At 56.8% G+C, this 23,981-nt stretch carries 14 protein-coding genes; 9 read left to right on the top strand and 5 right to left on the bottom strand.

Features of this window, described 5'->3' with window-relative positions; genetic code table 11:
• Positions 1 to 38: 38 nt before the first annotated feature.
• Both uvrC and Abor_RS09670 read right to left on the bottom strand, forming a co-directional pair.
• The gene (gene uvrC / locus Abor_RS09675; RefSeq protein ID WP_048841822.1) at positions 39 to 1,955 is read right to left on the bottom strand and encodes an excinuclease ABC subunit UvrC; all 1,917 of its coding nucleotides are present in this window, start codon (positions 1,953 to 1,955) and stop codon (positions 39 to 41) included.
• 263 nt (positions 1,956 to 2,218) lie between these two features.
• Positions 2,219 to 3,304 (bottom strand): dipeptidase, encoded by a 1,086-nt coding sequence (locus Abor_RS09670; protein WP_048841671.1) that lies wholly within the window; start codon positions 3,302 to 3,304, stop codon positions 2,219 to 2,221.
• A 110-nt stretch (positions 3,305 to 3,414) separates the two neighbouring features.
• On the opposite strand from Abor_RS09670, the gene Abor_RS09665 reads away from it, so the two are divergent.
• Positions 3,415 to 4,221, top strand: coding sequence for an exodeoxyribonuclease III (locus Abor_RS09665; RefSeq protein ID WP_048841670.1), 807 nt, complete (start codon positions 3,415 to 3,417; stop codon positions 4,219 to 4,221).
• 167 nt (positions 4,222 to 4,388) lie between these two features.
• Here the strand turns inward: Abor_RS09665 and Abor_RS09660 are convergent, their stop codons facing one another.
• Together Abor_RS09660 and Abor_RS09655 are read right to left on the bottom strand one after the other, a co-directional pair.
• On the bottom strand, positions 4,389 to 8,795 hold the full coding sequence (locus tag Abor_RS09660; protein WP_048841669.1) for a translocation/assembly module TamB domain-containing protein: 4,407 nt from the start codon (positions 8,793 to 8,795) through the stop codon (positions 4,389 to 4,391).
• Complete coding sequence (locus Abor_RS09655; protein ID WP_048841821.1) at positions 8,795 to 10,717, bottom strand: autotransporter assembly complex protein TamA; 1,923 nt, start codon at positions 10,715 to 10,717, stop codon at positions 8,795 to 8,797. Before Abor_RS09655 ends, Abor_RS09660 begins: the two co-directional genes overlap by 1 nt.
• 300 nt (positions 10,718 to 11,017) lie before the next feature.
• Here Abor_RS09655 and Abor_RS09650 point away from each other — a divergent pair, with 300 nt between their 5' ends.
• The 8 genes from Abor_RS09650 (at position 11,018) to Abor_RS09615 (ending at position 22,273) form a co-directional block, all read left to right on the top strand.
• Positions 11,018 to 12,088 (top strand): lysophospholipid acyltransferase family protein, encoded by a 1,071-nt coding sequence (locus Abor_RS09650; RefSeq protein ID WP_181014222.1) that lies wholly within the window; start codon positions 11,018 to 11,020, stop codon positions 12,086 to 12,088.
• Between the two features lie 183 nt (positions 12,089 to 12,271).
• Positions 12,272 to 13,657 carry a tRNA (N6-isopentenyl adenosine(37)-C2)-methylthiotransferase MiaB gene (miaB, locus tag Abor_RS09645; RefSeq protein WP_048841666.1) on the top strand — a complete coding sequence of 462 codons (1,386 nt, stop codon included), beginning with the start codon at positions 12,272 to 12,274 and terminating at the stop codon, positions 13,655 to 13,657.
• Between the two features lie 32 nt (positions 13,658 to 13,689).
• Positions 13,690 to 14,766 (top strand): PhoH family protein, encoded by a 1,077-nt coding sequence (locus Abor_RS09640; RefSeq protein WP_048841820.1) that lies wholly within the window; start codon positions 13,690 to 13,692, stop codon positions 14,764 to 14,766.
• A complete protein-coding gene (ybeY, locus tag Abor_RS09635) occupies positions 14,750 to 15,289 on the top strand; it encodes an rRNA maturation RNase YbeY (RefSeq protein ID WP_048841665.1) in 540 nt (179 codons plus the stop codon). Before Abor_RS09640 ends, ybeY begins: the two co-directional genes overlap by 17 nt.
• On the top strand, positions 15,286 to 16,221 hold the full coding sequence (locus Abor_RS09630; protein ID WP_048841664.1) for a hemolysin family protein: 936 nt from the start codon (positions 15,286 to 15,288) through the stop codon (positions 16,219 to 16,221). Before ybeY ends, Abor_RS09630 begins: the two co-directional genes overlap by 4 nt.
• Positions 16,222 to 16,305: 84 nt before the next feature.
• Positions 16,306 to 16,938, top strand: a complete 633-nt coding sequence (locus tag Abor_RS09625) for a thioredoxin domain-containing protein (RefSeq protein ID WP_048841663.1) — start codon at positions 16,306 to 16,308, stop codon at positions 16,936 to 16,938.
• Between the two features lie 39 nt (positions 16,939 to 16,977).
• A complete protein-coding gene (locus tag Abor_RS09620; protein WP_048841662.1) occupies positions 16,978 to 21,528 on the top strand; it encodes an AAA family ATPase in 4,551 nt (1,516 codons plus the stop codon).
• Entirely contained in the window at positions 21,515 to 22,273 is a 759-nt protein-coding gene (locus Abor_RS09615; RefSeq protein ID WP_048841661.1) for a PI-PLC domain-containing protein, read from the top strand. The genes Abor_RS09620 and Abor_RS09615 overlap by 14 nt, the downstream gene beginning before the upstream one ends.
• Before the next feature lie 157 nt (positions 22,274 to 22,430).
• Here Abor_RS09615 and Abor_RS09610 read toward each other — a convergent pair whose 3' ends face one another.
• Positions 22,431 to 23,948 carry a succinate CoA transferase gene (locus Abor_RS09610; protein ID WP_048841660.1) on the bottom strand — a complete coding sequence of 506 codons (1,518 nt, stop codon included), beginning with the start codon at positions 23,946 to 23,948 and terminating at the stop codon, positions 22,431 to 22,433.
• Positions 23,949 to 23,981: the final 33 nt, after the last annotated feature.

Below are 23,981 nucleotides of genomic sequence, written 5' to 3'. Positions count from 1 at the left end.
ACTCACCCATAAATGCACAACATTGCTCTGCCCCCCACCTATTCTGGCACCCAATCGGGGTGAAAATGGCCGTAAATAGCCCGTGCTGTCTCGCGGTTTATACCCGCGGCCGATTCGAGCTCGGCAAGCCCCGCCTGCTTCACCCCACGTGCCGAACCAAACGCGTGCAGCAAGGCTTTTTTACGGGCCGGGCCAATACCCGGCACATCATCAAGCTCTGAGCGCACCAAGGTTTTAGAGCGCCCTGCCCTATGCGTTGTAATAGCAAAGCGGTGGGCTTCGTCGCGCAAGCGTTGCAGGTAGTATAAAACCGGGTCTCGCGGGTCTAGCTGGAATGGCTCTTGGTCTTGGGTATAAAACCACTCCCGCCCGGCATCTCGGTCTGAGCCTTTGGCAATGCCGACCAAGCACACATTTGTCACGCCCAGATCATCCAACACGCCGCGCACCGCAGAATATTGCCCAGCGCCGCCATCAATCAGCAAAATGTCTGGCCAGTTTGAGGTATCCCCCTCGGCCGCTTCTTTCAGTGCGCGGCCAAAGCGGCGTTCCAACACCTCACGCATCATTCCAAAGTCATCGCCGGGGGTTACTGGGCCTTTAATAGAAAATTTGCGGTAAGAGCGCCGGTCAAACCCTTCTGGGCCTCCTACAATCATCACCCCGTACGCATGAGAGCCCATAATGTGGCTGTTATCATACACTTCAATGCGCTGGGGTGTTTCCTCTAGGTTAAAGACCTTGGCCACCCCTTCCAGCAATTTGGCTTGCCCTGCGGTTTCAGCCAATTTGCGGTGCAGGGCATCACGCGCGTTGGCAACGGCGTGGTCTAGTACCTGGCGTTTTTCACCGCGTTGTGGGGCTAAAACTTCAACCTTACGGCCACGTTTTAGGGCAAGAGCCTCCCCCAACAACGCCTCTTCGGGCAAGGCGCAATTGACCAGCACTTGGGCGGGGCACGGTTTGTCATCATAAAACTGGGCAATAAAGGCAGCCAGAATATCAGGCGCTTCTTCCTCCCGCGCGTGGGCCGGAAAAAACGAGCGGTTGCCATTATTACGACCACCCCGAATAAAGAAAACCTGAATACAGGTTTGGCCTGCTTCCTGCCAAATACCAAACACATCAGCCTCATGCAAAGATGCCGGGTTGATAACACTTGAATCCTGCATTTGCGCCAGTGCCCGAATACGGTCACGCAGCACGGCGGCACGTTCAAAATCCATTGCCTCTGCCGCACGGTGCATTTCTGCCCCCATCTGCTCACGCAGGGCGCTATCTTTGCCAGACAAAAACTCACGCGCCTGCTCAACAAGCTGGGCATATTCTGGCTGGCTTATGCGGTCTACACACGGGCCAGAGCAACGCTTTATTTGGTACAACAAGCACGGCCGCACACGGCTGTTAAACACGGCATCGGTACATGAGCGCAGCAAAAAAACGCGCTGGAGCAAATTAAGGGTCTGGTTTACCGCCCAAGCAGAGGCAAAAGGCCCCCACAAACTGGCCCCTTTAACGGGCTTGCCCCTATGTTTTGCCACCTGCGGAAAAGGGTGCCCATCAGTCAACATCAACCATGGGTAGCTTTTGTCATCACGCAACAAAATATTGAAGCGGGGCTTCATGCGCTTAATGTAATTGGCCTCAAGCAGCAAAGCTTCGGCCTCGGTGTGGGTGGTCACAATTTCCATGGCCACCGTCTCAGACACCATACGCCGTAGCCGCTCTGGCAGGCGGGCCACGTTGGTGTAAGAGGTCACACGTTTTTTTAAGGCTAACGCCTTACCAACATACAGCACCTCACCCTTGCTGCCCAACATGCGGTACACACCGGGCGAAAGCGGCATGGTTTTAAGCGCATGCCGAATAGCCTCAACACCCTTTAAAGGGGCAGTTTGCCCCTCCTGCCCGCTTGGGCTTGCTGGTGTGGGTGGCAAAGACCTATCGGCTGTCATGAAGCGCTCTCTCGACACAAAAATTTCATCCACCGATTTTGTGGATAAGTGTGTGGATTACCCCCATCACCCCCACCAAAAACGGCAGATTTCTCCCCCCTTCTTCGTATTGCATATTTTTTAGCCATACAAAGCAAGGGTTTGATTTTTAACGATTTTATAAAAACTTTGTTGCCTGCACACAGGCAAATACGAAGTTTTTGTTACAGAATAAAGGAGTCAAGCAGGCAAGTGGACAAACAATCTAAAATTACGTCCATCTTTTAGACCAATACGTCCGCTGTTTGTTCTGCCACCTCTTCTGCTTTTTTGAGCACACGCAAGAAATTTCCACCCCAAAAGGCCGCAATTTCGCTCTCATCATACCCACGGCGCATAAGCTCTGCCGTTAGGTTTACGCCCTGCGTTGCGTTCTCCCAGCCGTCAATCGCGCCACCGCCATCAAAGTCAGACGAAATACCAACATAGGCCGGCCCAAGGCGCTGCACCACGTAGTCAATATGGTCAACAAAGTCGGCTACATTCGCAGTGCGCTTGCCTTCATCTGGCTTAGGTTTCAAAAAGGCAGGCATGGCGGTAATTTGTATCACCCCGCCACAGTCTTTGAGCGCATCAAGCTGCTCATCATCCAAATTACGCGGGTGGTCGCACAATGTACGCACGCAAGAATGGCTTGCTACTATTGGCGTACGCGACACCGCAGCAGCCTGCATCATGGTTAATTTAGAAGCATGCGACACATCAACCACCATGCCTAAGCGGTTCATATGGGCTATTGCCTCCCGCCCCAAGGCAGAAAGCCCACCGTGGTTTTGCGGTTTATCGCCCAAGCTCGGGCGGTGAATAGCCGCATCGGCCAACACATTATGCCCATTATGGGTAAGGGTTACGTACCGCGCCCCCTTAGCCTTAAACTGCGCCAGTAACGCGGGGTCGTCGCCCATGCCGTAGCCATTTTCCACCGCTGGCACCACCACAAGGGCACCGGCTGCATGGGCTGCCAGCATTTGCTCTACGGTAGGGCACACGCGGGCAGTAATACCGTTATGGCTCCCCTGCATTTGGTTAATGGCGTCCAGCATCGCCAAGCATTGGGCCTGCGCCTGTGCGTGGGCTTCTGCCGTGGTGGGGCCTTGGCCAATATAGGCCACAAAACACCCGGCAGACATACCACCCTGCTGCATTTTAGGCAGATCAACCCGGCGGTTTGGTGTGTCTAAAAACGCATTCCGCTCATCCGGCCACGGAATATCAATGTGGCTATCAAGGGTAAAAATTCTGTCTTGCAGGGCACGTACGGCGGTAGAAACCTGCGGCTGGCTGGCTTGCGCCAAAGAAGAATGCGTCATGCTGCAAAAATGGTTCCCTATCCGGTCATTACAAGGGGCACGCCAAGCTTGGGTGCGCTGCCCGGCCAGTATGGGCCGAATTTTACTTGCTCCGCAAACCCGGATGCGCAATGCCAATTGCTATGCGACTTGTAACCTGGAACATCAACTCCCTTCGGCTACGCCTTTCCCACATAGAAACGCTGGCCACCACTTTAAGCCCTGATGTCATCTGCCTTCAGGAAACCAAAGTGGCAGACCCCCTCTTTCCCGCCGAGGCGCTGCGCACCCTTGGGTTTGAGCACCTGCATTACAAAGGTATGAAGAGCTATAATGGCGTTGCCATTCTCTCGCGCCACCCCATAACGCCACTTGAAAACCTACCCAATTGGCACGGCAAAGAAGACTGCCGCCATATTGGCGTTGTGCTGCAAACCCCAACCGGCCCCATAGACCTGCACGACTTTTACGTGCCCGCCGGGGGAGATATTCCAGACCCCATAGAAAACCCCAAATTTGAGCATAAACTGGCGTTTGTTGAAGAGGTCACAACGTGGTTTACCACGCGCAAACCTACCCGCTCCATTTTGGTAGGAGACTTCAATATAGCCCCCCTAGAGCACGATGTATGGAGCCACAAACAACTACTTAAAATTGTAAGCCACACCCCGCCTGAAATAGAACGCCTAACCGCATGGCGAGATGCAGGCTTTGTTGATGCCATGCGCCATTTTGTGCCCGACACAGAAAAACTCTACACATGGTGGTCTTACCGTAACAAAGACTGGCAAAAGTCTAACCGTGGCCGCAGGCTAGACCATGTGTGGGTTACCCCAGACCTAACCACTAACCTTAAAGCCATGTCTGTGCTCACAGAGGCCCGAAACTGGGCCTCTCCCTCCGACCATGTGCCAGTCGTTGTTGACTTTACCTTTTAAAAACACCCAACAAAAAAGAGGCCACACAATTCAGTGTGGCCCCTTTTTGCTTTTGTCACGCCAGCCGCTCACACCGCGTGAAAAATACCCCAAACTGGCACAACATACTCAACAACCAGCAGAGGTGCCGTAATGCGCCCCCTAAAAACGAAGCGCCGCACGCACACTCAGTAACGGTGCTGCCACAACAGGCCAATACTGCTGCCGGGGTCGTTTTCTGGCGTGGTAAAGCCGGTTACGTTACCCCCCGTGCCAACAGTTGTATTCAGCTTAAGCTCTTTGGTTAGGTCAACTTGCACCTGTGCCTGCGTACCAGAGCCAGACGTTGCCTGCTTGGCCCCCACATACACGCCTTTCATAACGTATTTACCTGCTTCTACCGTGGTGCCGCCATTCCCCACGCCAGAGCCACCCCCAACCGCCAAACGGTCAAGGTGCAAGGTTTTACGCAAGGTGCCCATAGGGTCAAACGAGGTCACACCTGTCAGGGTCGCCAGTGCTGTTCCCAACTCCACCATCTGGGTAGACGACAAAGAGTGTGCGTCTGTACCAAAAAGCAGCATGGCCAAAACCTGATCCTGCGGCAAAGCCGGGTTAGACTGGAACGAGATTTTAGGCTGGCTGGCATACCCCCCCACCATAAGCATGGCGGTTTGGCCGTTCACCACACGGTCAGCTTCAAAATCCAGTGTTGGGTCTAACTTGTGGCTTACGCCGCTACCGTTAAACGCCACCCGCCCTTTGGTAAAGTTGAGCGAAATACCCGCCAAATCAAAATTACCGCGCTTTAAGTCAAACCCGCCACTTACCAGTGGGGCTTGGGCTGTGCCTTGCACTTTCAAGCGGCCTGCCATTTCCGCATCAAGCCCATGGCCACGCACAGAAAATTTGCCCGGAGAGGTCACACGCAAATCTAGCCCAATCACGGCGGCTTTAGCATTAGCTTGGGCTTGCTTGGGGTCTGGCTGTTTATCGCCGGGGCGCACTACCTCCAACCGCGCAACTGAAGACGGCAGCGAGTTGGGAATGTTAATATCAACCTTCTTCAGGTCAATACCGCCCACCACATCCATGCGGGTGCTAACCTGCCCTTTAACGGTGATGTCGGCATTCATAATAGCCGTTAGCAAATCACTTGAAAGCGGGCGGGCATTTTGCGCGGTTAAATGCAGGTTTATGGGCATACCGGGGGCAGAAACCCCAACAGAGCCGGTAACACCCAGCGTCCCTTCACCCGCTTTGGCGGTCAGGTTTTCTATCACCACGCTGTCATGCGCCCCCACCACACGGCCATTAATGGCAGAAAGGTGCAGGCCTTGGGCAAAGTCCTGAATATCAGCATCGCGCAGGTCAACCGTACCACCTACATTGGGGCTTGCGGCCGTACCGGTTACCTGTACAGCAAGCTGCACCTGCCCCAAGGCTTGGCGCGCCTGCGCCCCCAGCACACCATTGGCAATAGACAAGTCTAGGTTGCCATTAGCCCGCAAATCTAGCGGCCCAGTTTTGTTCAAGGGGGCACGCCCGGCCACTGTCAGCCCCAACTTTGGCCCGGCAGAGGCTTTTATATCTACCTTGGCACTCGTACCCGCTAAATCAGCCAAAGCATCCAGCGAGAGCGGCGGAATAGACGCGGCAGCAGAGCTACCATCTAACCGCAAACCACGCCCGCTCAGCCGTGCCTGCCCAGTCGGTTGCGCTAACGTGCCTGCAACCTTAGCGTGCAAGTCAAGCTCGCCTTGGGCTTTAAAGTCTGGTGCAAAAGGCCGCGCTAACGCGGGCGTTACGTGGGCAATATCAGCCGTAAGGGCCAAGGTTGGCTTTATACGCCCTGCTACATCAAGCGTAGCCGGGGCCGCACCGCGCGTTGCCAGTGTTGCACGCAGGCGGTCTACACCCATTACGTCTCCAAACGAGACAAGCGCAGGGGCTTGTAGCTTTAACGTTTCCTCCTTGGCGGTAGCTGTCAGCTTTTGCAGCTTAACTTGCTTTGCAGGCAAATTAAGCAACGCCGCTGTGTCTAAAGCCAACGGGCTGGCAGACCAACTTGCTGGCCCCACAAGGGCTGTAAGCTGCATGGCGTCGTCTGGCCCTTTGGCGGTAATTTTGGCTTGCCCTGTCACACCTGCGGCAGAAAGCCCTGCCAGTTTAAGCGTTAAGTCAGCATTGGGGTGTGCGGCTGGGTCTGTTACCTGCCCCGCCAACGCCAAAGACCCCACCTTGGCTTGTGGTGTCGTTACGTTGCCGTCTAGCTTCAGGTTAACCTGCGGCTTACCCTCAACCTGCACAGTGTGCACAGACGCCGCCAACGCCCCCGCAATTTGCTGGCCAATCAGGTTTTTAAAGTCAGCCAGTCTGCCAATTTTAAGGGTAATATCCCCAAGTGGCACAACCTCACCTTGGGGTAAGGCTAATTTGCCCTCGCCCTGCACGCTGTTCCAAGACAGTTTTTGCAGGTCAAGCTGGCGTGCGCCTTGGGCATCTTGCGCAAACGCTGCGGTAAGCTGCAAAGGTGCCTTATCAACACTCCCCTGCACATCCAGCGTACCAGCGGGCGCTGCGGGCAAATGTTGCAGGTGGGCATCAAGCGCAACCGGGCCGCGCGGCATGGTGGCTGTGCCGGGGTCACCCTCGGCATGCAGGTTAGCTGCAAAGTCTTGCAGTGGGCCTGTGGCGTCTAGCGCCAATGTTAAGCCACCCCGTAAAGAGGGCAGCGCCTTAGCAAGGTCAGGCAAAGCCAAGGTTGAAGACACAGCCATATCATGCCCGGTATTAACCCGGCCCTGCGCTACCAAATGGAGCGCCTGCCCATAAAGCGTAAACTTGCTCAGCTCTATTTGCTGCCCATCAGCCTGCCGTGGGGCAGCGCTGGCAATTGGTGCGGCTTTTTGGGTTTTGCCTGTTTGTGCAGTCTGTGCTGTGTGCGCTCCATCTTGCTGGGCGGCGTGCTGCGGCACAGCCCCCTGCCCTTGTTGCCCTTGCGCTTGGCCTGCCGCTGCATTGTGTGCAACCGGGGTAGCGGCCTCACCTTTAACGGCCTCGTCTTTACCAACCAGTGGCGCATAAAATGGCCGCAGAGTGGTTTGGAGCGAGAATGTTCCCTTAGGCCCTATCAACCCCACCGCTTGGGGCTGGCCACCGGTAATGGCCAAGGTGCCATCTGCCACCACATGGGTGTCTCCGTCTGTTTTGGCAGGTAAGTCAAACTGCGCCCTAAGGCCTGCTTGCCCTTGCAGCGCCGTATTGGCGGCTTGTGCCAAAGGTGCAAGGTCTGGCAGTGCCAACTCTAACGTGCCGCGTTGCGGGGCTGCACTTTGTATCTGCCCCGTTAGGTGCAACAGCGGGTGCGAGACATCAAGCACCACCGGCTTGCCTGCCTCTTGCGGTTTAAGTGTAGCCTCAAGCGTAAGCGGTGCCGCGGCCAGCACAGTGGGGGCAGCACCGGGCAGCCTTATGCCATCGGCTGTAACCACCACGTGCATAAGGTCGCTTTGCCCAGCTTGGTTTGCGTGGCCGGTAAAGTTGGCTTTTAGGCTACCAACAGCCGCACCACTTGCTACCAGCCTGTCTACTTGCAAGCTGCCAGCCCCTTCAGGCTCGGTCATTTTGCCTTTAAGCTGGGTCGTAAAATGAATAGCCCCCCACCCCATATCTGGCTTGAGCATAAGCTGGGGTGCGTCAAGCTGGGCAGAAAGCGTGCCAAGCCGCTGGCCCGGCAAATCAAGCACACCAGCAGCTTTAGCCGTTACTGGCCCAGCATTTGCCGCAAAATTAAGCACCGCCGCTTTGCTGGGGCCTTTTAAATCCAGTGTCAGGGCTAACGGGGTCAGTTGTGGCATTTGCAGCTTGGTCGCCGCAAACCCATTATTCCCTTCTTTGGCATCAACATGCACAGCTAGTGTGCCGCCATTGGTGCGGGTTGCTAGGTTTATCTGGCCTTCTTTGTCTAAGCGTTTTAACGCAAGGCCAATATCGGCCTTGGGTAGGTCTGGCAAAGATACACCGTTAAGCACCGCATCAAGCGATGACAAACTGCCATGCCCATTTAACGCAAAGCTGGCTGCCTCACCTGCCAACGGTGCCCCAACGTTAATGCGCCCAATGGCCAGTTTGCGAATATCCAGCCCCATACCCAGCTTTGATGGCCCGCTGGAAGAAGAAGCCGAGGCACTTTGCGGGTCAGACACAGGCAGGCGCGGTATATCAAGCTCATCAGCACTTACACTATACACACGCGCAGTGCGCCCCAGCAGCGCCAGTAAAGACCAGTCAAGGTCTAGGTTTTTAAGGCTTAACCATACCCCCTGCTTGTCTTTGATCGCAATCTGGCCAACCCGCAAATGGTCAGGAAAGCGCCCAGCCAGGCCGGTTATATTCACCATACCCCCGGTAAGGGCGGTTGTTTGCTGCATAAGCACCCTGCGGCCTGCACCGGTATTGGCACCTATTACCAACACCCCAACAGCAAGCCCGGCTACTCCGGCCAACACCCCAACGCTTAGGCCAGCAATGCGGGCCGCTCGGCGCAAACCCGACCGGCGCGGCGCACCTGTTTGTTGATCATGCGCCGCCATTAGAATGTTTCCCCAAGGCCAATATACAAATCCCACTTATCGCCACGCTCGGGGCGGTTCAGGGGCACACCCACATCTAGCCGCACTGGCCCAATAGGGGTGTAGTACCGTACACCACCCCCTACACCTACACGCAAAGTGCCGGTAAAGGGCGCACTACTACTGCCCACCTGCCCGGCATCAATAAAGCCAGCCATACCAAAGCTTTTGAGTATTCTTTGCCGGTATTCAACCGTTCCGGCATCCAACGATGTGCCGCCTATGGCATAGCGAGTGTTTTTATATTGCGGGCCAACACCCTGCCACCTAAAGCCACGCACGGTAGCACTCCCACCGCCATATAGCCTTTGGTCTGGCGGTATGTCGTAGGTACCAGCCCCCTGAATACTGCCAATAGTACCCCGCACAGCCAGCACACTGCGGCCCGGCTTGCTAATGCCCAAATGCTCAAGGTCAAAATAAGCCGATGCCGTGGCATTCAGAATAGTAAAAAACGACTCACCACTGCCCTTATTCCCCAATGAAACGGAGGGAGCCGCGTTTAAAGATGCCCTAATACCATGGGTCGCAGGTTCAATAGGGTTACCAACGCCTGTGTTATCAAACGCGCCACCAAGAGGGGCAGAAATAATGGTGTAATCACGCGAGACACCAAACTGCTGAATATTTTCCTGCTCGGCAGAAAGGCCATAGCTTACATTCCAATACCGCCCCACTTGGCGTGTAAGCCCTGCACGGGCCAGCAACGCTGTCTGGCGGTAAGACCAAAACAACTGGCGCAGGCCTTCAAGGCGCACACTCAGGTTTTGTTTTCGGCTGTAAAAGTCGGGTTTAAAAAAATCTGCATACACATCATACCCCAAGCCTTGTTGGGCAGAGCCACCAAGGCCGGTTACAAGGGCCGCCAGTTTCAGGCGCTCGGCATTGCCCAGCAGGTTGTAGTGTGTCCAGTTTATACCCGCACGGGCACCAAGGTCGGTTGAGTACCCACCTTCGGCACCAATGGCGCGGCGCTTTGCTTCTTTAAACGTAAAATCCAGCGGCATGGTACCGTTTACGGCTTGGTCTGCGCCATCTTTTACGGCAACGCTAGAAAACACGCCCACGCTGGTCAGGTCTTGGCGGGCGGCATCAATTTTAGAGGGCTGGTATAGCTGCCCTTCCTGCACGGTCATGCGCCTGCGCACAAACGACTCATTCACCCGTTTAAGGCCTGCCACGTTAATAGTGCCAATATTCAGCACCGGGCCGGGTGTTACGTCATATACCACATCAAGCGTTTTGCTCTCTGGGCGTAAATAGGCTTTTGGGGTGCCAACCGTAGCCAGTGCGTGGCCTTCTTCCCGCATGGCCTCAAGCAGTTTGCCGCCTGCCCCCAGCACCGTCTCGGCTACGGCGGGGGTGCCGGTTTTAAGCCCAAACGCATTTTGTTCTGTTGTGTTAAGCGTTAGAGGGGCTTTTGTTTTAGGGTCAAGCAGGCTCACTTGCCCAACATGGTAAAGTGGCCCCTTCTCAACGGTTATTTCAGCCGTAACTTTTTCTTTCTCTGGTATGCCTTCAATCCAGCTTGCAAGGGCAGAAGACTGGCCATCAAGCTTAACCCCGTCTTTGGCACCTTGGCGGGTTAGGGTAATAGTTACAGTGCCACCGTAATAGCCGCAGCTTTCAAGGGCTGTACGCAGGCGCTCATAATCGCTGCGCACACGCCCTGCCAACGCAAACGGCCCCACGGCATGCGTGCCTTGTAGCCCCAGCAGGTCAGACGACGCATTCAGTGCTGCATCAAGGTCTGCCTGCCCGGTTGGCTTTACCGTGGTCACATAAGGCTGCGGGTCTGCTGCCCACGCGCAGCCAAGGCTAACCCCCCACAAAGAAACACCCGTTACAACACGATTCGCCGTGCGGGCTAACAGGCCCAACACACCATACCCTTTTGCGGGCACGTTTGTTGCCCCCCACACTCTTTTCTTGTCGTGTTGCACTCTCTGTACCAACTCAAAAACTCTTCATGCGTGGGTGTTACTCTCTCATTACCATGACAAAAATACGGTAAAAGAACGCAGGTTGCCGCAATAGGCATTTTTTTTGCTCACTGTTTCTTATTACAGACACACAAAGCGAGATTGTCCACCTGCATCAGTTCGCGTTATGAGACGGGTTATGGTTTTCTCGTTGCCTTTCCATCCGGTGCCCTGCCACATACTGGCGGGTGCAAAAACATGATCAGCCGCCGCCGCTCTGCACAGGGCCACACTGCGCCGCCAACCGGGTCTGGCCCACTTTGCCCTCTTCCGGCTTGGGTCGAAGCTCTGTGTAAACTCTCTGGCCAGATTCGCGGGGCATTACGCTTAGGCGGTGTCGTTTTTTGGGTGCCACTGTCTGTTGGGTTTGAAGCCTGCCTGCTGCTCGTGCCCGGCACCCCCAAAATACGCTGGACACGCGTTATTTGGGGCGTTCTGTGCAAACTGCTCGGCCTGCGCATTCGGGTTGTAGGGCAACGCGCCGGCACAGTTGGCGGCCCAAAAGCCCGCCAACGCGGCGAGCGCCCGGTTATCTACATCTCCAATCATTCATCATGGATAGATGTGCTTATTCTGGGCACTATTCTGCCCTCCGTGTTTGTTGCGAAAGGCGATATTGAGAAATGGCCTGTCATGGGCCTTATCTCCAAAATTGGCCGCACCATTTTTGTCAGCCGCCAGCGCAGCACTACCGGGCGCGAGCGTGATGAAATGATCAACCGCATGGTTATGGGTGATAATCTGGTTCTCTTCCCCGAAGGCACTTCGTCAGACGGCTCTCGCGTTTTACCGTTCATGTCGGCTTTTTTTGCCATCGCCAAACTCCCCAAACTGCGCGACGGCATGGATCCCGCCTTGCTGCCGGTTAGCTACGAGCCGGGCATGGCCCCGCTTATTCAGCCCATTTCACTGGTGTATGACCGCCTAGAAGGCCTACCCCTACACCGCCTGCGCCGCCCCGTGTTTGCATGGTATGGCGATATGGATTTAGGCCCCCATCTCTGGCAGTTGGTGCAATGGAAAGAATCGCGTGCCACCGTTATTTTGCACGAACCCCTCGACCCAGAGCTGTTCCCTAGCCGCAAAGCCTTGGCTCAGGCCGCATGGAACGCCGTAGCCCAAGGCGCGGCAGAACTCCGCCAAAATAGCCCCGGTACCGTTCTGCCCGGCAAGTACGACCCCGCAGAGCTACCGCACAATAAAGTAAGAGGTCTTGCAAGAGTTCTTGACAGAATAGGTGCGGCTTTTGCTTCATGTAAAAACAGGCATTAATACTGGCCCAAACCAAGGCTGTACCAACCCTGCCGGAGGCCCCTCTGCACGCGTTCCCTGCACCACAGTTGCGCATAAACCTGCATTATATGAGAAAAGAGGCTTGACCTCAGGCCCTGTCCGCCTGATTCCCTCCTCCTGCCGTACGGAATGGGCCTGCGGTAAGCCGGAGCGTCTGCTGTCATGACTGGAACCATCGCCCCATCTTCCACCCGCCGTGGCCTGCATGTCATCACATGGGGCTGCCAGATGAACGTGTACGACAGCGCCCGCATGAGCGACGTGCTGCGCCCTTTGGGCTACCAGCCCGTAGACCTGCCAGACGCGGCAGACATGATCATTCTCAACACCTGCCACATTCGTGACAAAGCGGCTGAGAAAGTCTTTTCAGAACTCGGCCGCCTGCGCCTTATAAAAGAAGCCCGCGCAGCAGAAGGCCACCCCACCGTTATTGCGGTAGCCGGGTGCGTTGCGCAGGCAGAAGGGCAGGAAATTCTCCGCCGTGCACCGTATGTCGATATTGTGCTTGGCCCACAAACTTACCACCGCCTGCCAGAAATGGTGGCCCGCGCGGCCCGCGCCGGTGGGGCGGTGATTGATACAGACTTCCCCGCTGAGCAGAAGTTTGACTTCCTGCCCGACACAGAGGCCCCGCAAACACCGGGCAACCTCACCTCTTTCCTCACCATTCAGGAAGGGTGCGACAAGTTCTGCTCTTTCTGCGTGGTGCCTTACACCCGCGGCGCAGAAAGCAGCCGCCGCGTTGCCTCTGTATTAGCAGAAGCCCGCCGCATGGCCCAAAGCGGCGTGCGCGACATTACCCTGCTGGGCCAGAACGTAAACGCCTACCACGGTGAAGGTGAAAACGGAGAAATTTGGGATCTGCCACGCCTTGCTTACGCTTTGGCAGAAATTCCCGGCCTCTCTCGCATCCGCTACATGACCTCGCACCCGCGCGACATGACAGATGCACTCATTGAGGCCCACCGTGACCTGCCCCAACTCATGCCCTTCCTGCACCTACCGGTACAGGCTGGCTCAGACCGTGTGCTTACCGCCATGAACCGCGGCCACACGGCTGATGAATACCGTGAGATTGTGCGCAAACTCCGCGCAGTGCGCCCAGACCTCGCTTTGTCTTCAGACTTCATTGTCGGCCACCCCGGCGAAACCGATGAAGACTTTGAGGCCACCATGCAGTTGGTGCGCGATGTTAAATTTGCGCTGGCCTACTCGTTCAAATACTCCCAGCGCCCCGGCACACCCGCAGCAGGTGCCCCCCTGCAAGTGCCAGAACACGTTAAAGATACCCGCCTGCAAGCGCTGCAAGCCCTCTTGCGTGAGCAGCAGGACGAGTTTAACGCAACCTTGGTAGGCAAAACCTTTCCGGTACTGTTTACCGGCGAAGGCCGCAAACCCGGCCAGATTACTGGCCGCTCACCTTGGTTGCAGCCTGTGCATGTTCTTGGCCCACGCCACCTGATCGGGCAGGAACTCTCTGTCAAAATTACAGAACGTCTCACCAACTCTCTGTCTGGTGAACTGGTAGAGGAGACCGAGTACGCTTGACGACACAACGCCAGCCTTCTTCCGCCCCCACTCTGCCCACGGCCACCCCTGAGCAGACCCAACCTCTCACGCTGTTGTTTGAAGACAATACGCTTCTTGCCAAACTGGTAGGCGACCACGACCGCCACCTGCGGCATCTGGAAGAAGGGCTGGACATACAGGTTGCCCGCCGTGGCAACCGTATTTCCATTAAGGGGCAACCGCCCCACACCACCATTGCCCGCACAACCCTAAGCAATCTTTACAAAAAACTGGCTACAGGCGGCGTTGTTGATGTCAGCGCCATAGAAGCCACAATCCGCATGACCATGCTCAACGCCAGCACAAGGCAGTCCGACATGCGCACACCCCAGACCGAAGCAGCAGCCCCCGCTTTTCTAACGCCAGAAGGCAGCCTGCCCACGCTTAAAATGCGCCATGGTGCCATAGAGCCACGCTCTGCCGGGCAAGCAGCTTACATGCAGGCTCTGGCCAGCAAAGAGCTGGTATTTGGCATAGGGCCTGCTGGTACCGGCAAAACCTACCTTGCTGTAGCCCAAGCCGTTGCCATGTTGCAGGCTGGCTCCATAGACCGCATCATTCTCTCCCGCCCCGCAGTCGAAGCGGGTGAGCGTTTGGGCTTTCTGCCCGGAGATATGAAAGACAAAATCGACCCCTACCTGCGCCCCCTTTACGACGCCCTGCACGACATGCTGCCCGGTGACCAAGTTATGCGCCGTATGGCCGCAGGTGATATTGAGGTGGCTCCACTAGCCTTTATGCGTGGCCGTACCCTCTCGCATGCCTTTGTTATTCTTGATGAAGCGCAAAATACCACCATTGCGCAAATGAAGATGTTTCTCACCCGCCTCGGCCCCGGCTCCCGTATGGTCGTAACCGGAGACCTCACACAGGTTGACCTGCCCTCCGGCACCACCTCAGGCCTGAGAGACGCCATTGAAACACTGGCAAATGTGCGCGGTGTTACCATTACCCGCTTCGAAGCAGCAGATGTTGTAAGACACAGGCTGGTCGCGCGGATTGTTGAAGCGTATGATGCAAAGGCGGCTGCCAGTAGGGATAAACCCTCGAACACGCGCCGTCAGGAGAACAATGGAACCGCCAAGTAGCCGTAGCCACGTTCAGACCCCGGACGTGGCTCATCAGGAAAACGCAGGCTTTGCCACCGCATTTCCTGCCTTCCCCTTTGAAACAGCGCCTGAAATTCTTGTAGAAGACAGGCGCTGGCGCTCTTACGTGACCAACCCCGAAAGAGTGGTAAAGCGCGCCTTGGCCGCTTGCACCGCCATTGGGCTACAGCCCGGCAGCGTTGTGCTGTCTTGCGACCGCGTGGTCAAACGCCTTAACGGCACGCACCGGGGCAAGTATAAACCCACCAACGTGCTTACTTTTGAGCCACCGCCCGGCCTACCGGGGGGCGATATTATTTTTGCCTTCGAAACTGTGCTGCGTGAGGCCCAAAAAGCCGGGCGGCCAGTAAGCCACCACCTTGCGCATCTGGTTATACATGGCAGCCTGCACTTAGCAGGTTACGACCACCACCATGCGGGAGAAGCCCGCGAAATGGAAATGCTCGAATCCCGCCTGCTCTCCCGGCTTGGGGTTCCTAATCCGTGGAAACCCCGCGCATGAACGATTTTGACCCCCAGCAAGAGCAACAACCCCAGTCGCGTGGCGGGCTGTTCTCCTTCTTTAACCGCAAAAAAAATGCCCCCGGCCTGCGTAGTTCTATTGCGGCCCTCGTGCAGCAAGCCGCCGATGAATCGGAAGAAGATACCGCAGGCGGCGAAAAGCCAGAGCTAGACCGCCAAGAGCGTGCGCTCATTGCCAATATTTTGCGGCTCAGAAACATCTCGGCTGATGATGTCATGGTGCCCCGGCCCGATATTGTCGCCATGCCCGTCTCTATTAGCCTTGATGACGCACTGGCCATGATGCGGCGTGAAAACCACTCCCGCATGCCGGTCTACCGCGAACAGCTCGATGATATTGTGGGCATGATCCACGTAAAGGATCTCATTGCCTACGTTGGCACCAGCGAGGCATTTAACCTTGAGGCCCTACTGCGCCAGCCCCTGCTGGTAGCCCCGCAAATACCCGTGCTCGACCTTATGCTGCAAATGCGCCAGCGCCACACCCATATGGCTTTGGTCATTGATGAATATGGCGGCATTGACGGTCTAGTAACCATTGAAGACCTGATCGAAACCATTGTGGGCGATATTTCAGACGAACACGACGAACCCGCCGTGACCATGATTGTGGCCCGCCCCGATGGGTCGTTTGATGTCGATGCCCGCTGCCCCGTTGAAGAATGTGAGCAAAAAGTAGGCCCGATTCTAACCCCTACTGAAAAAGAAGCCGAGATCGAAACTATTGGCGGTCTTGTCTTTCGTATGGCGGGCCACGTTCCCACCCGTGGTGAGGTACTGACCCACGAAAACGGCTACGTCTTTCGCGTGCTTGATGCCGATGCACGGCATATCCGCCGGGTGCGGCTACGCAAACTGCCCAACGCCCCGGCAGAGCCTAACATTGCCCCGCCCACAACAGAGCAAAGCTAAACGAGAGTTGACGGCAGAGCCTATCTGCCGTCATGCCTACAGGTAACACACTGTCCTTTTGACTTTTTTCGGAGCAGCATTTCCATGGCTTTTTCCCGCCGCTCACTTCTTGTCACCACAGGTACGGCACTGCTTGGGGCGGCTACCAGCAGCCTCGCCCACGCGCAAAGTGCTGCCACCCCGGCCACGGACAGCCGCTTTGCCCCCCGCGTGCTGGGCAACCCCAATGCCAAAATTGTGGTTGAAGAATGGTTCTCCCTCACCTGCATTCACTGCGCCCATTTTGCCGAAAACACCTTCCCGCAGGTTAAGAAAAACCTGATTGATACCGGCAAAATTCGCTATGTTTTCCGCGACTTCCCAACAGACCAGTTGGCCACACTGGCCGCTATGGTTGCCCGCAGCCTGCCCACAGACCGCTACGAGGCCTTTGTTCTGTCACTTCTGGCCAGCCTAGACCGCTGGGCCTATGTGCGCGATTCCAGCCCGGTTGATGCGCTGAAAAAAATGGCGGCCTTTGCTGGCATGCCCGGCGACACGTTTGATAAAACCATCGCTGACCAGTCTCTCATGCAGTTTATCCTGAACCAGCAGACAGACGCGCAAAACAAATACCACTTCGATTCTACCCCCACCTTCCGCTTTAACGACAAAGTGCAGGTCTCTAACGACATGTCTTACGATGAATTCGTAAAACATCTGTCAGACGCCAGCTAAAAGCAGGGTGCGTATGGGCCGTAAGGTTTACCGCCGTCCATGACCGTTCGTTTTGTCCGGTTGCGTATTGCTGGCTTTAAAAGCTTTGCAGACCCCGTAACGGTAGAAATTCTACCCGGCCTCACGGGCATTGTGGGGCCTAACGGCTGTGGCAAATCCAACGTGGTAGAGGCCCTGCGTTGGGTGATGGGCGAATCCTCTGCCCGCTCCTTGCGCGGTGGTGAACTAGACGACCTCATTTTTGCGGGCACCACCAGTAGGCCCGCCCGCGCCTTGGCAGAGGTCACGGTAACTCTTGAAGGGGCCAAGGGCTTAGGCCCCGCCGCCTTTGCAGACCAAGACGAACTGCAAATTACCCGCCGGGCCGAGCGCGGCGCTGGGAGTGAATACCGTATAAACGGCAAGGTTGCCCGCGCGCGTGATGTGCAAACCCTGTTTGCAGACCTCGCCTCTGGCGCCCGCTCTTCTGCCATGGTCAGCCAAGGCCGCGTGGCCATGCTGGTGGGCGCCAGGCCAGAAGAACGCCGGGTCATTTTAGAAGAAGCCGCAGGCATTACCGGCCTGCACGCCCGCAGGCACGAGGCCGAACTCAAGCTCCGCGCTACAGAAAACAACCTTACCCGCGCAGAAGACCTGCGCCAACAACTCACCACCCGCCTAGATGGCTTGGCCGAACAATCGCGCGAGGCCAGCCGCTACCGCGAACTTTCTGCCTCCTTGCGCGATGCAGAAACCGAGCTTCTGGCCGTACTACACGCCCGTGCCCGCCTTGCGGTTGAGCGCGCCATAGACATGGCAGCCCGCGCCCGCAAAGCCCTAACCGAGCACGAAGAAGCAGCCGAAACCGCCGTTATTGCCGAATACGAGGCCACACAAGCCCTACCCGCCATACGGGAAAAAGCCGACACCGCCCGCACCCTGCTAGAACGCCAACGCGTAACGGCAGAAGGTATAGCGCGGGAAGAAGAACGGGCCGCCGCGCAAGCCAATGCGGCATCAGCACGGCTTACCCAACACGAAGCAGACTTTATAGCCGCCCAAACCCGCGTTGATGATGCCACAGCAACACTAGAGCGCCTTAAGGCTGAGCAAGAAACCACACAGGCCGCTATAACCTCTCTGCCTACCCGCACAGCAGAGGCTGAAAACCAGCAGGCAACGCTCAGCGCCGAGTTGGCACAAGCAGAGCAAAGCCTTGCCCAGCTTACCCAGTCGCTCAGCACAGCCCGCGCCCGCAAAGACCGCGCGCAAGAAGACCTTTCAACCGCCACAGCCCAACATACCCGCAGCGCAGAAGCCCTAAACGCACTGCAAGCAGAGCTTGAAGGCTTACGCGCCCGCTTACCCTCAGAAACCGAGCGTACCGCAGCACAAGACGCCATGCAGGCCAGCACGGCAGAACAGGCCGCAGCCCGCACGCACGTTGAAGGCACAGAGCAAGCCCGTTCTCAGGCTCGTGTAGCACTTTCCATTGCCCGTAACGATGCCGAAAACGCTCGCCAAACACAGGCCGAGGCCACAAAAGCCCTTGAGCGTGCCCGTGCGCGGCTTAACACGCTGCGCCACGACCTTACCCAGCTTGAAAAACGCCATGCTGAAACACAGGGCGCTCTGTTAGCAGACAGCACCCTCACGACCCTGCGTACCGACGCCCAAAATGCCAGCACTACGCAACAATCCGCACTGCACGCGCTAGAAACCGCCACAACCCAGCGCCACGCTACATCTGAGGCATTAACTGAGGCCAGCCGGGCGTTTCAAGCAGATGAAGCACAACGCAAAACCCTAGCCGAAGCGCGCCGTGCGGCCGAAACCGCACTACAACGCGCCGTGCAGGAGGAGCAAACCCTTAACCGGGGCATGGAGCAGGCTAGTCAGGCCGCCATTCCAGACAATGTGCTGCACACAGCCCAACAAAACCGGGCACAGCTAGAGACAGACCTTGCAGGCGTTACCCAAACGCTTGAAAGCCTAGAAGCCAACCTTAACACCCAAAAAACAGCGCAGCGCAGTGCACAAACCGAGTACGACACACTCCGCGCTGAACTCACGCGCCTTAAAGCGCAGGCTGAAGGGTTAGCGCAGGCCCTCGGCCACGATGAGGCCACAAGTGCCGAGCCCGTCTCTGCCCAAATGGACGTACCCGAAGGCTACGAGGCAGCTTTGGCCGCTGCCCTAGCCGAAGGACTAGACGCCCCCGTGGCTGATAACGCACCACGCGGCTGGCACCAGCTTAACGCTCAAACTCCACCCCCACCCTTGCCCGGCGGAGCGGTGGCCTTAAGTGCGCATATTAAAGCTCCGGCTGTGCTGGCACACCTGCTTGGCTTTATTGGTCTACTCCCTCATGGGCAAAACGGTACAGCCCTACAAGCTACCCTTCTACCCGGCCAAAGCCTTGTTTCTGCCCAAGGTGACCTCTGGCGATGGGACGGTTTTTATACTCGCGCGGGCGAGCCAGATGCCGCAACCCGCCGCCTTGGCCAGCGTCGCATTTTAAAAGAGACCGAACAGCGCTTAGCAGAACTGGCCCAAAAAGCCCCAGCCGCTGAGCAAGCCGTTGCAACCCTTACCCAAGCCGTGCAGCAACTTGAGCAACAAACCAGCACCCAACAGGCCGAGCGCCGCAAGCTAGAGCAAGCCCTACAACAAGCCCGCACGCACGAGGCTGAAACCGAGCGCCGCCATGCGGCCTCTCGCGCAAGGCTTGAAACCCTACGCCCCCAACTAGAGCGTGCCGCCGGTGCTCTGGCCGATGCACAAGCCGCTCTCACTGCCGCAAACCAAGCTACCGCCGCCCTCCCACAAGCCGAAGCCCTGCGGCACACTCTGGCCCAAGCCCGGCAACAAGACAGCGCCGCACAAGAGGCCGAGCAAAAAGCGCGCTCCACTCTCAAAAGTGCAGAACAAGCCCTTCATGCCGCTAATGCAGCCCTTGCACGGGCTGAAAACCAACAGGCCACAGCAACCGCCCGGCTTGATACCTTGCTGCCAGAGCGCGAGCGCCTGCGCCAAGAGGTCTTAACTGAAGAAACAGCTCTTGCAGAGCTTGAAAGCCGTGTGAGCGCCGCCAAAGCCAATACCCAGTTTGAAGCAGCGCTAGAGGCCGCACAACGCCACCAAACCGAGGCCGAGGCAGCCCATAGCGTGGCCGAGCAAGCCGCTACTGCAGCCGAAAAAGCAGCCCAAGAAGCCCGCCTTGCCCACCAGCGCCTTGCCCAGCAAACGCTTGAAATCCAATCTCGGCTCGATGCCCTTTCCCCCCGCCTAAGCGAGCTCAGTGCCGAAACACAAAACCTTGCCCACCAGCAAGAGCAGGCCGCCCTTACCCTGCAAGAGGCCCAAGCGGCCCTACCCGCAACGGGGGAAGAAGATATTGCCGCCCTGCACACCCAGCGCAGCACGCTCACCACGGCCCTTGAGCACCTGCGCGAACACCGCGCGGCCCTGCTGGCCGAAAAAACAACGCTGGCGCACCAGCAAAACACTCTTGCTGCCTCGCTCTCAGACTGGACAGCCCGCGCCGCCACAGCGCAAACAGACCTAGAGCACGCCACAACCCGGCTTGAGAGTGCCCGCACAGAGCACCAAAGTGTCTCGGCTCTGCCAGCAGAGGCCGAACGGCAAAAACAAACCACCCTTAAAGCCCTGCAAGAAGCCGAATCGGCTTACGCCGCAGCCGATGCCACCCGCGCACAGGCCGAGGCCACGTTAACCGCCGCCAATGAGCAGCGCCGTAAAACAGAAGCCGACCTTGCCGCCGCCCGAGAAGCCGTGCTGAAGGCCGAGGGCAAAAGCGAGCAGGCACAAGCCATTCTTGACCAGCTTCTGGCCGAAAATCCAGCCCCACCCCGCCCCCCATTGGGGGAACTGACCGAAGCAGCCGAAACATCGCTCCGCCGTAAAATCAGCCGCCTTACGCGTGAGCGTGAAGATTTAGGCCCCGTGAACCTGCGCGCCGAAATTGAGGCTGAAGAAGCCTCCACCCAAGCGAATACCTTAGCTGCAGAAATTGCAGACCTAGAAGCCGCTATTGCGCGCCTGCGCGGCTCTATCGGGTCGCTCAATAAAGAGGGCAGAGAGCGGTTAATGGCCGTTTTCACGCAGGTAGATCACCATTTTCAATCACTTTTTTCCCGTATGTTCGGTGGCGGGCGTGCTCATTTGGGTATGGTCGGCAGCGACGATCCGCTCGAGGCGGGGTTGGAAATTTACGCACAACCCCCAGGTAAAAAGCTGGCAACACTCTCCCTTCTTTCAGGTGGAGAGCAAGCCCTCACCGCTCTTTCATTGATTTTTGCAGTCTTTCGCTGTAACCCCGCTCCCGTCTGCGTGCTCGACGAAGTTGATGCACCGTTAGACGATGCCAATGTCGGACGCTTCAGTGCTCTTCTTGGCGACATGGTCACAGAGGCAGGAACACGCTTTCTGGTTGTGACGCACCATCAGCTAACGATGGCCCATATGGACCATCTGTTTGGCGTAACCATGCAGGAACGCGGCGTAAGCCGCGTGCTATCGGTTGATCTTGCGCGCGCAGCGGCCATGGCAGGCCAACAGGACAGGGAAACAACAGATGTCGGATCCTGAGTTGACATCAGAAACACAACCGCCCAAACGCCGCCGCTTTAAATGCTGCGTTGGTAAAGCCGCCTTTGCACTTGGTGTGTGCCTGCTTGCAGGCACGGGCTTAGCGCTTCATAAGTCTCGCGCAGATGGGCTTATGGCACGCATTCACCACGGGTTGGTGGTGTGCGCACCCGGTACGGGCCTAAGCATGACCCCCAACTCGGCGGGCCTGCTGCATACAGCCGCCACACCGGCCATGCTGCGCCTGCAACTGGCCACCCAAAACGATGGCCGGGTTATTGTTGTACCCGGCTCCAACCAGCTCAGTGAGGTTCTAGCCTCATCACGCAGGGCACGCACCCTTCTGATGCTAGACCTAAACGACACAGACCCCGTTGCGGTTGCAAAACTTATTCGTAAAGCCAGAATGCGCGACCGCGTGGTACTGGTTGCCCCAGATCATGAGGGCATAGAAGCCGCCCTACAGGCCGACAGCGCCATGATGGTGGCCATACCCATTCGCTCAACACGAGACGCCTACCTGGCGCACCGTATGGCAGGCCACCACCCCTATGCCGCTTACGTTGCCCCTAACGCTACACCAGCGCTCTTTGCCCTTGTGCACCGCGATGCCGAGGCCATTATTACCGAAAACCCCAACACCCCAGCGCTCTCCACCACAAAATTTCTGGCCGAGCGCCCTGTTGATATTGTTGTAACACAACAACCAACCCAGTTTACCCAACCCCTCAAACACGACAGCTAATAAACAGCCTCAAGCCCCTACAGCTTAAAAGGCTGTCGCAAAACGTCAGCCTTCGGGCCTGAAAACACTGTTTTTTGCGGCTAAGAGGCAGCGCCTTTCCCCATAAAAAAAGGCGGCACCCGCAGGTACCGCCCTTTAACGCTGTTGCGTTGCGCCCTTATGCGGGCAGCATGCTTCCCGTTTCTACAAAACGATGGTGCCAGCTCAAGGCCTCGTTCAGCAGATGCGGTGTGTGTTTACCAAACGACTCCTTCAGCGCACGATCAAGATAATCCTGCAACATTGGGCGGTAGTCTGGGTGTGCACATTTCTCAATAATCACCCGCGCCCGTTTAACGGGAGAAAGACCACGTAGGTCAGCAAGGCCCTGCTCTGTCACAAAAATCTGGGTATCTTGCATAATGTGGTCAACATGGGCCGCCATAGGCACGATGGCAGAAATTTTGCCACCTTTAGCCGTAGAGGGAGACAAGAAGATAGACAGGTAGGAGTTGCGGGCAAAGTCACCCGAGCCACCAATCCCGTTCATCATTTTAGAGCCCATCACGCGGGTCGAGTTTACGTTGCCGTAAATGTCGGCCTCAATCATGCCGTTCATGGCAATACAACCAAGGCGGCGAATAACCCCGGCACTATTGCTCACGTCCTGCTGGCGCAAAATAATCTTGTTCCGGAAAAAATCCATCCGGTTATTAATTTCTTCTGCGGCGTCGGGGCTCAGCGAGAACGAGGTAGCAGAGGCCATACGCATGCGCCCAGAATCCAGCATGGCCAGCATGCCGTCTTGAATCACTTCGCTGTAGCCCATCAGGTTTTCAAATGGGCCTTCGTTCAGGCCGTCCAGCACGGCGTTGGCTACGTTGCCCACACCAGATTGTAGCGGCAGCAAAGAAGGCGGCAGGCGGCCCTGCTTTACTTCATGCTCAAAAAAATCAAGCAGGTGTTTGGCAATGGCTTTTGCTGCGGCATCAGGGGCGGCAAACGGGGCATTACGGTCGCGGTCGTTGCTGCGTACAATGGCCACAATTTTTTTGGGGTCTACCTTAAGAGAATGCCCGCCAATACGGCCATCTGCTTTGGTAAGCGGTATAATGTCGCGGGTTGGTACACCGCTTACATTGCCGTCCCAAATGTCATGAATACCTTCAAGGCCGGGGTGCTGCCACTCATTCACCTCAACAATGACCTTCTCGGCCACATCAAGAAAAGTTTGAGAGTTCCCGACAGAAGATGTCGGCACAATGCCACCGTCTTCTGTAATGGCGGTGGCTTCAATCAGGGCAATATCAAACTTGCCATAATTGCCCTGCACCGCACGGCCAGCCACTTGGCCTAGATGGTTGTCAAAATAATCGGTTTCGTTCTCGTTAATCCGATTCCGCATTCCGGCGTCGGTATTAAACGGAGAGCGGAAGTAAACCCCATTCACGCGGGCCAGTTCACCATCCAGCTGCGGGCCGGTAGAGGCACCCGTAATAAGGCTTATGCGGTACTCCTGCCCTTTGGCCTGAGACTGCTCCATCAGCTTGGCCAATGCGCCAGGCACGGCCTTTGGGTACCCTGCGCCGGTAAAGCCACTTGCCCCAACAACCGCACCAGGGCGGATGAGCTCTGCTGCGGCTTCTGCCGGGCAAACTTTGCTACGCAGAGAAATATTACGAATGCGCTCCGTCATTGAGAGGCTTCCTGTTCTTGTTCATAGCGTTCT

Origin of the sequence: Acetobacter orientalis (assembly GCF_000963965.1) — a bacterium.
Lineage (GTDB): Bacteria > Pseudomonadota > Alphaproteobacteria > Acetobacterales > Acetobacteraceae > Acetobacter > Acetobacter orientalis.
The sequence above is the reverse complement of the archived record's forward strand: the minus strand, read 5'-3'. Positions and strand labels throughout refer to the sequence as shown.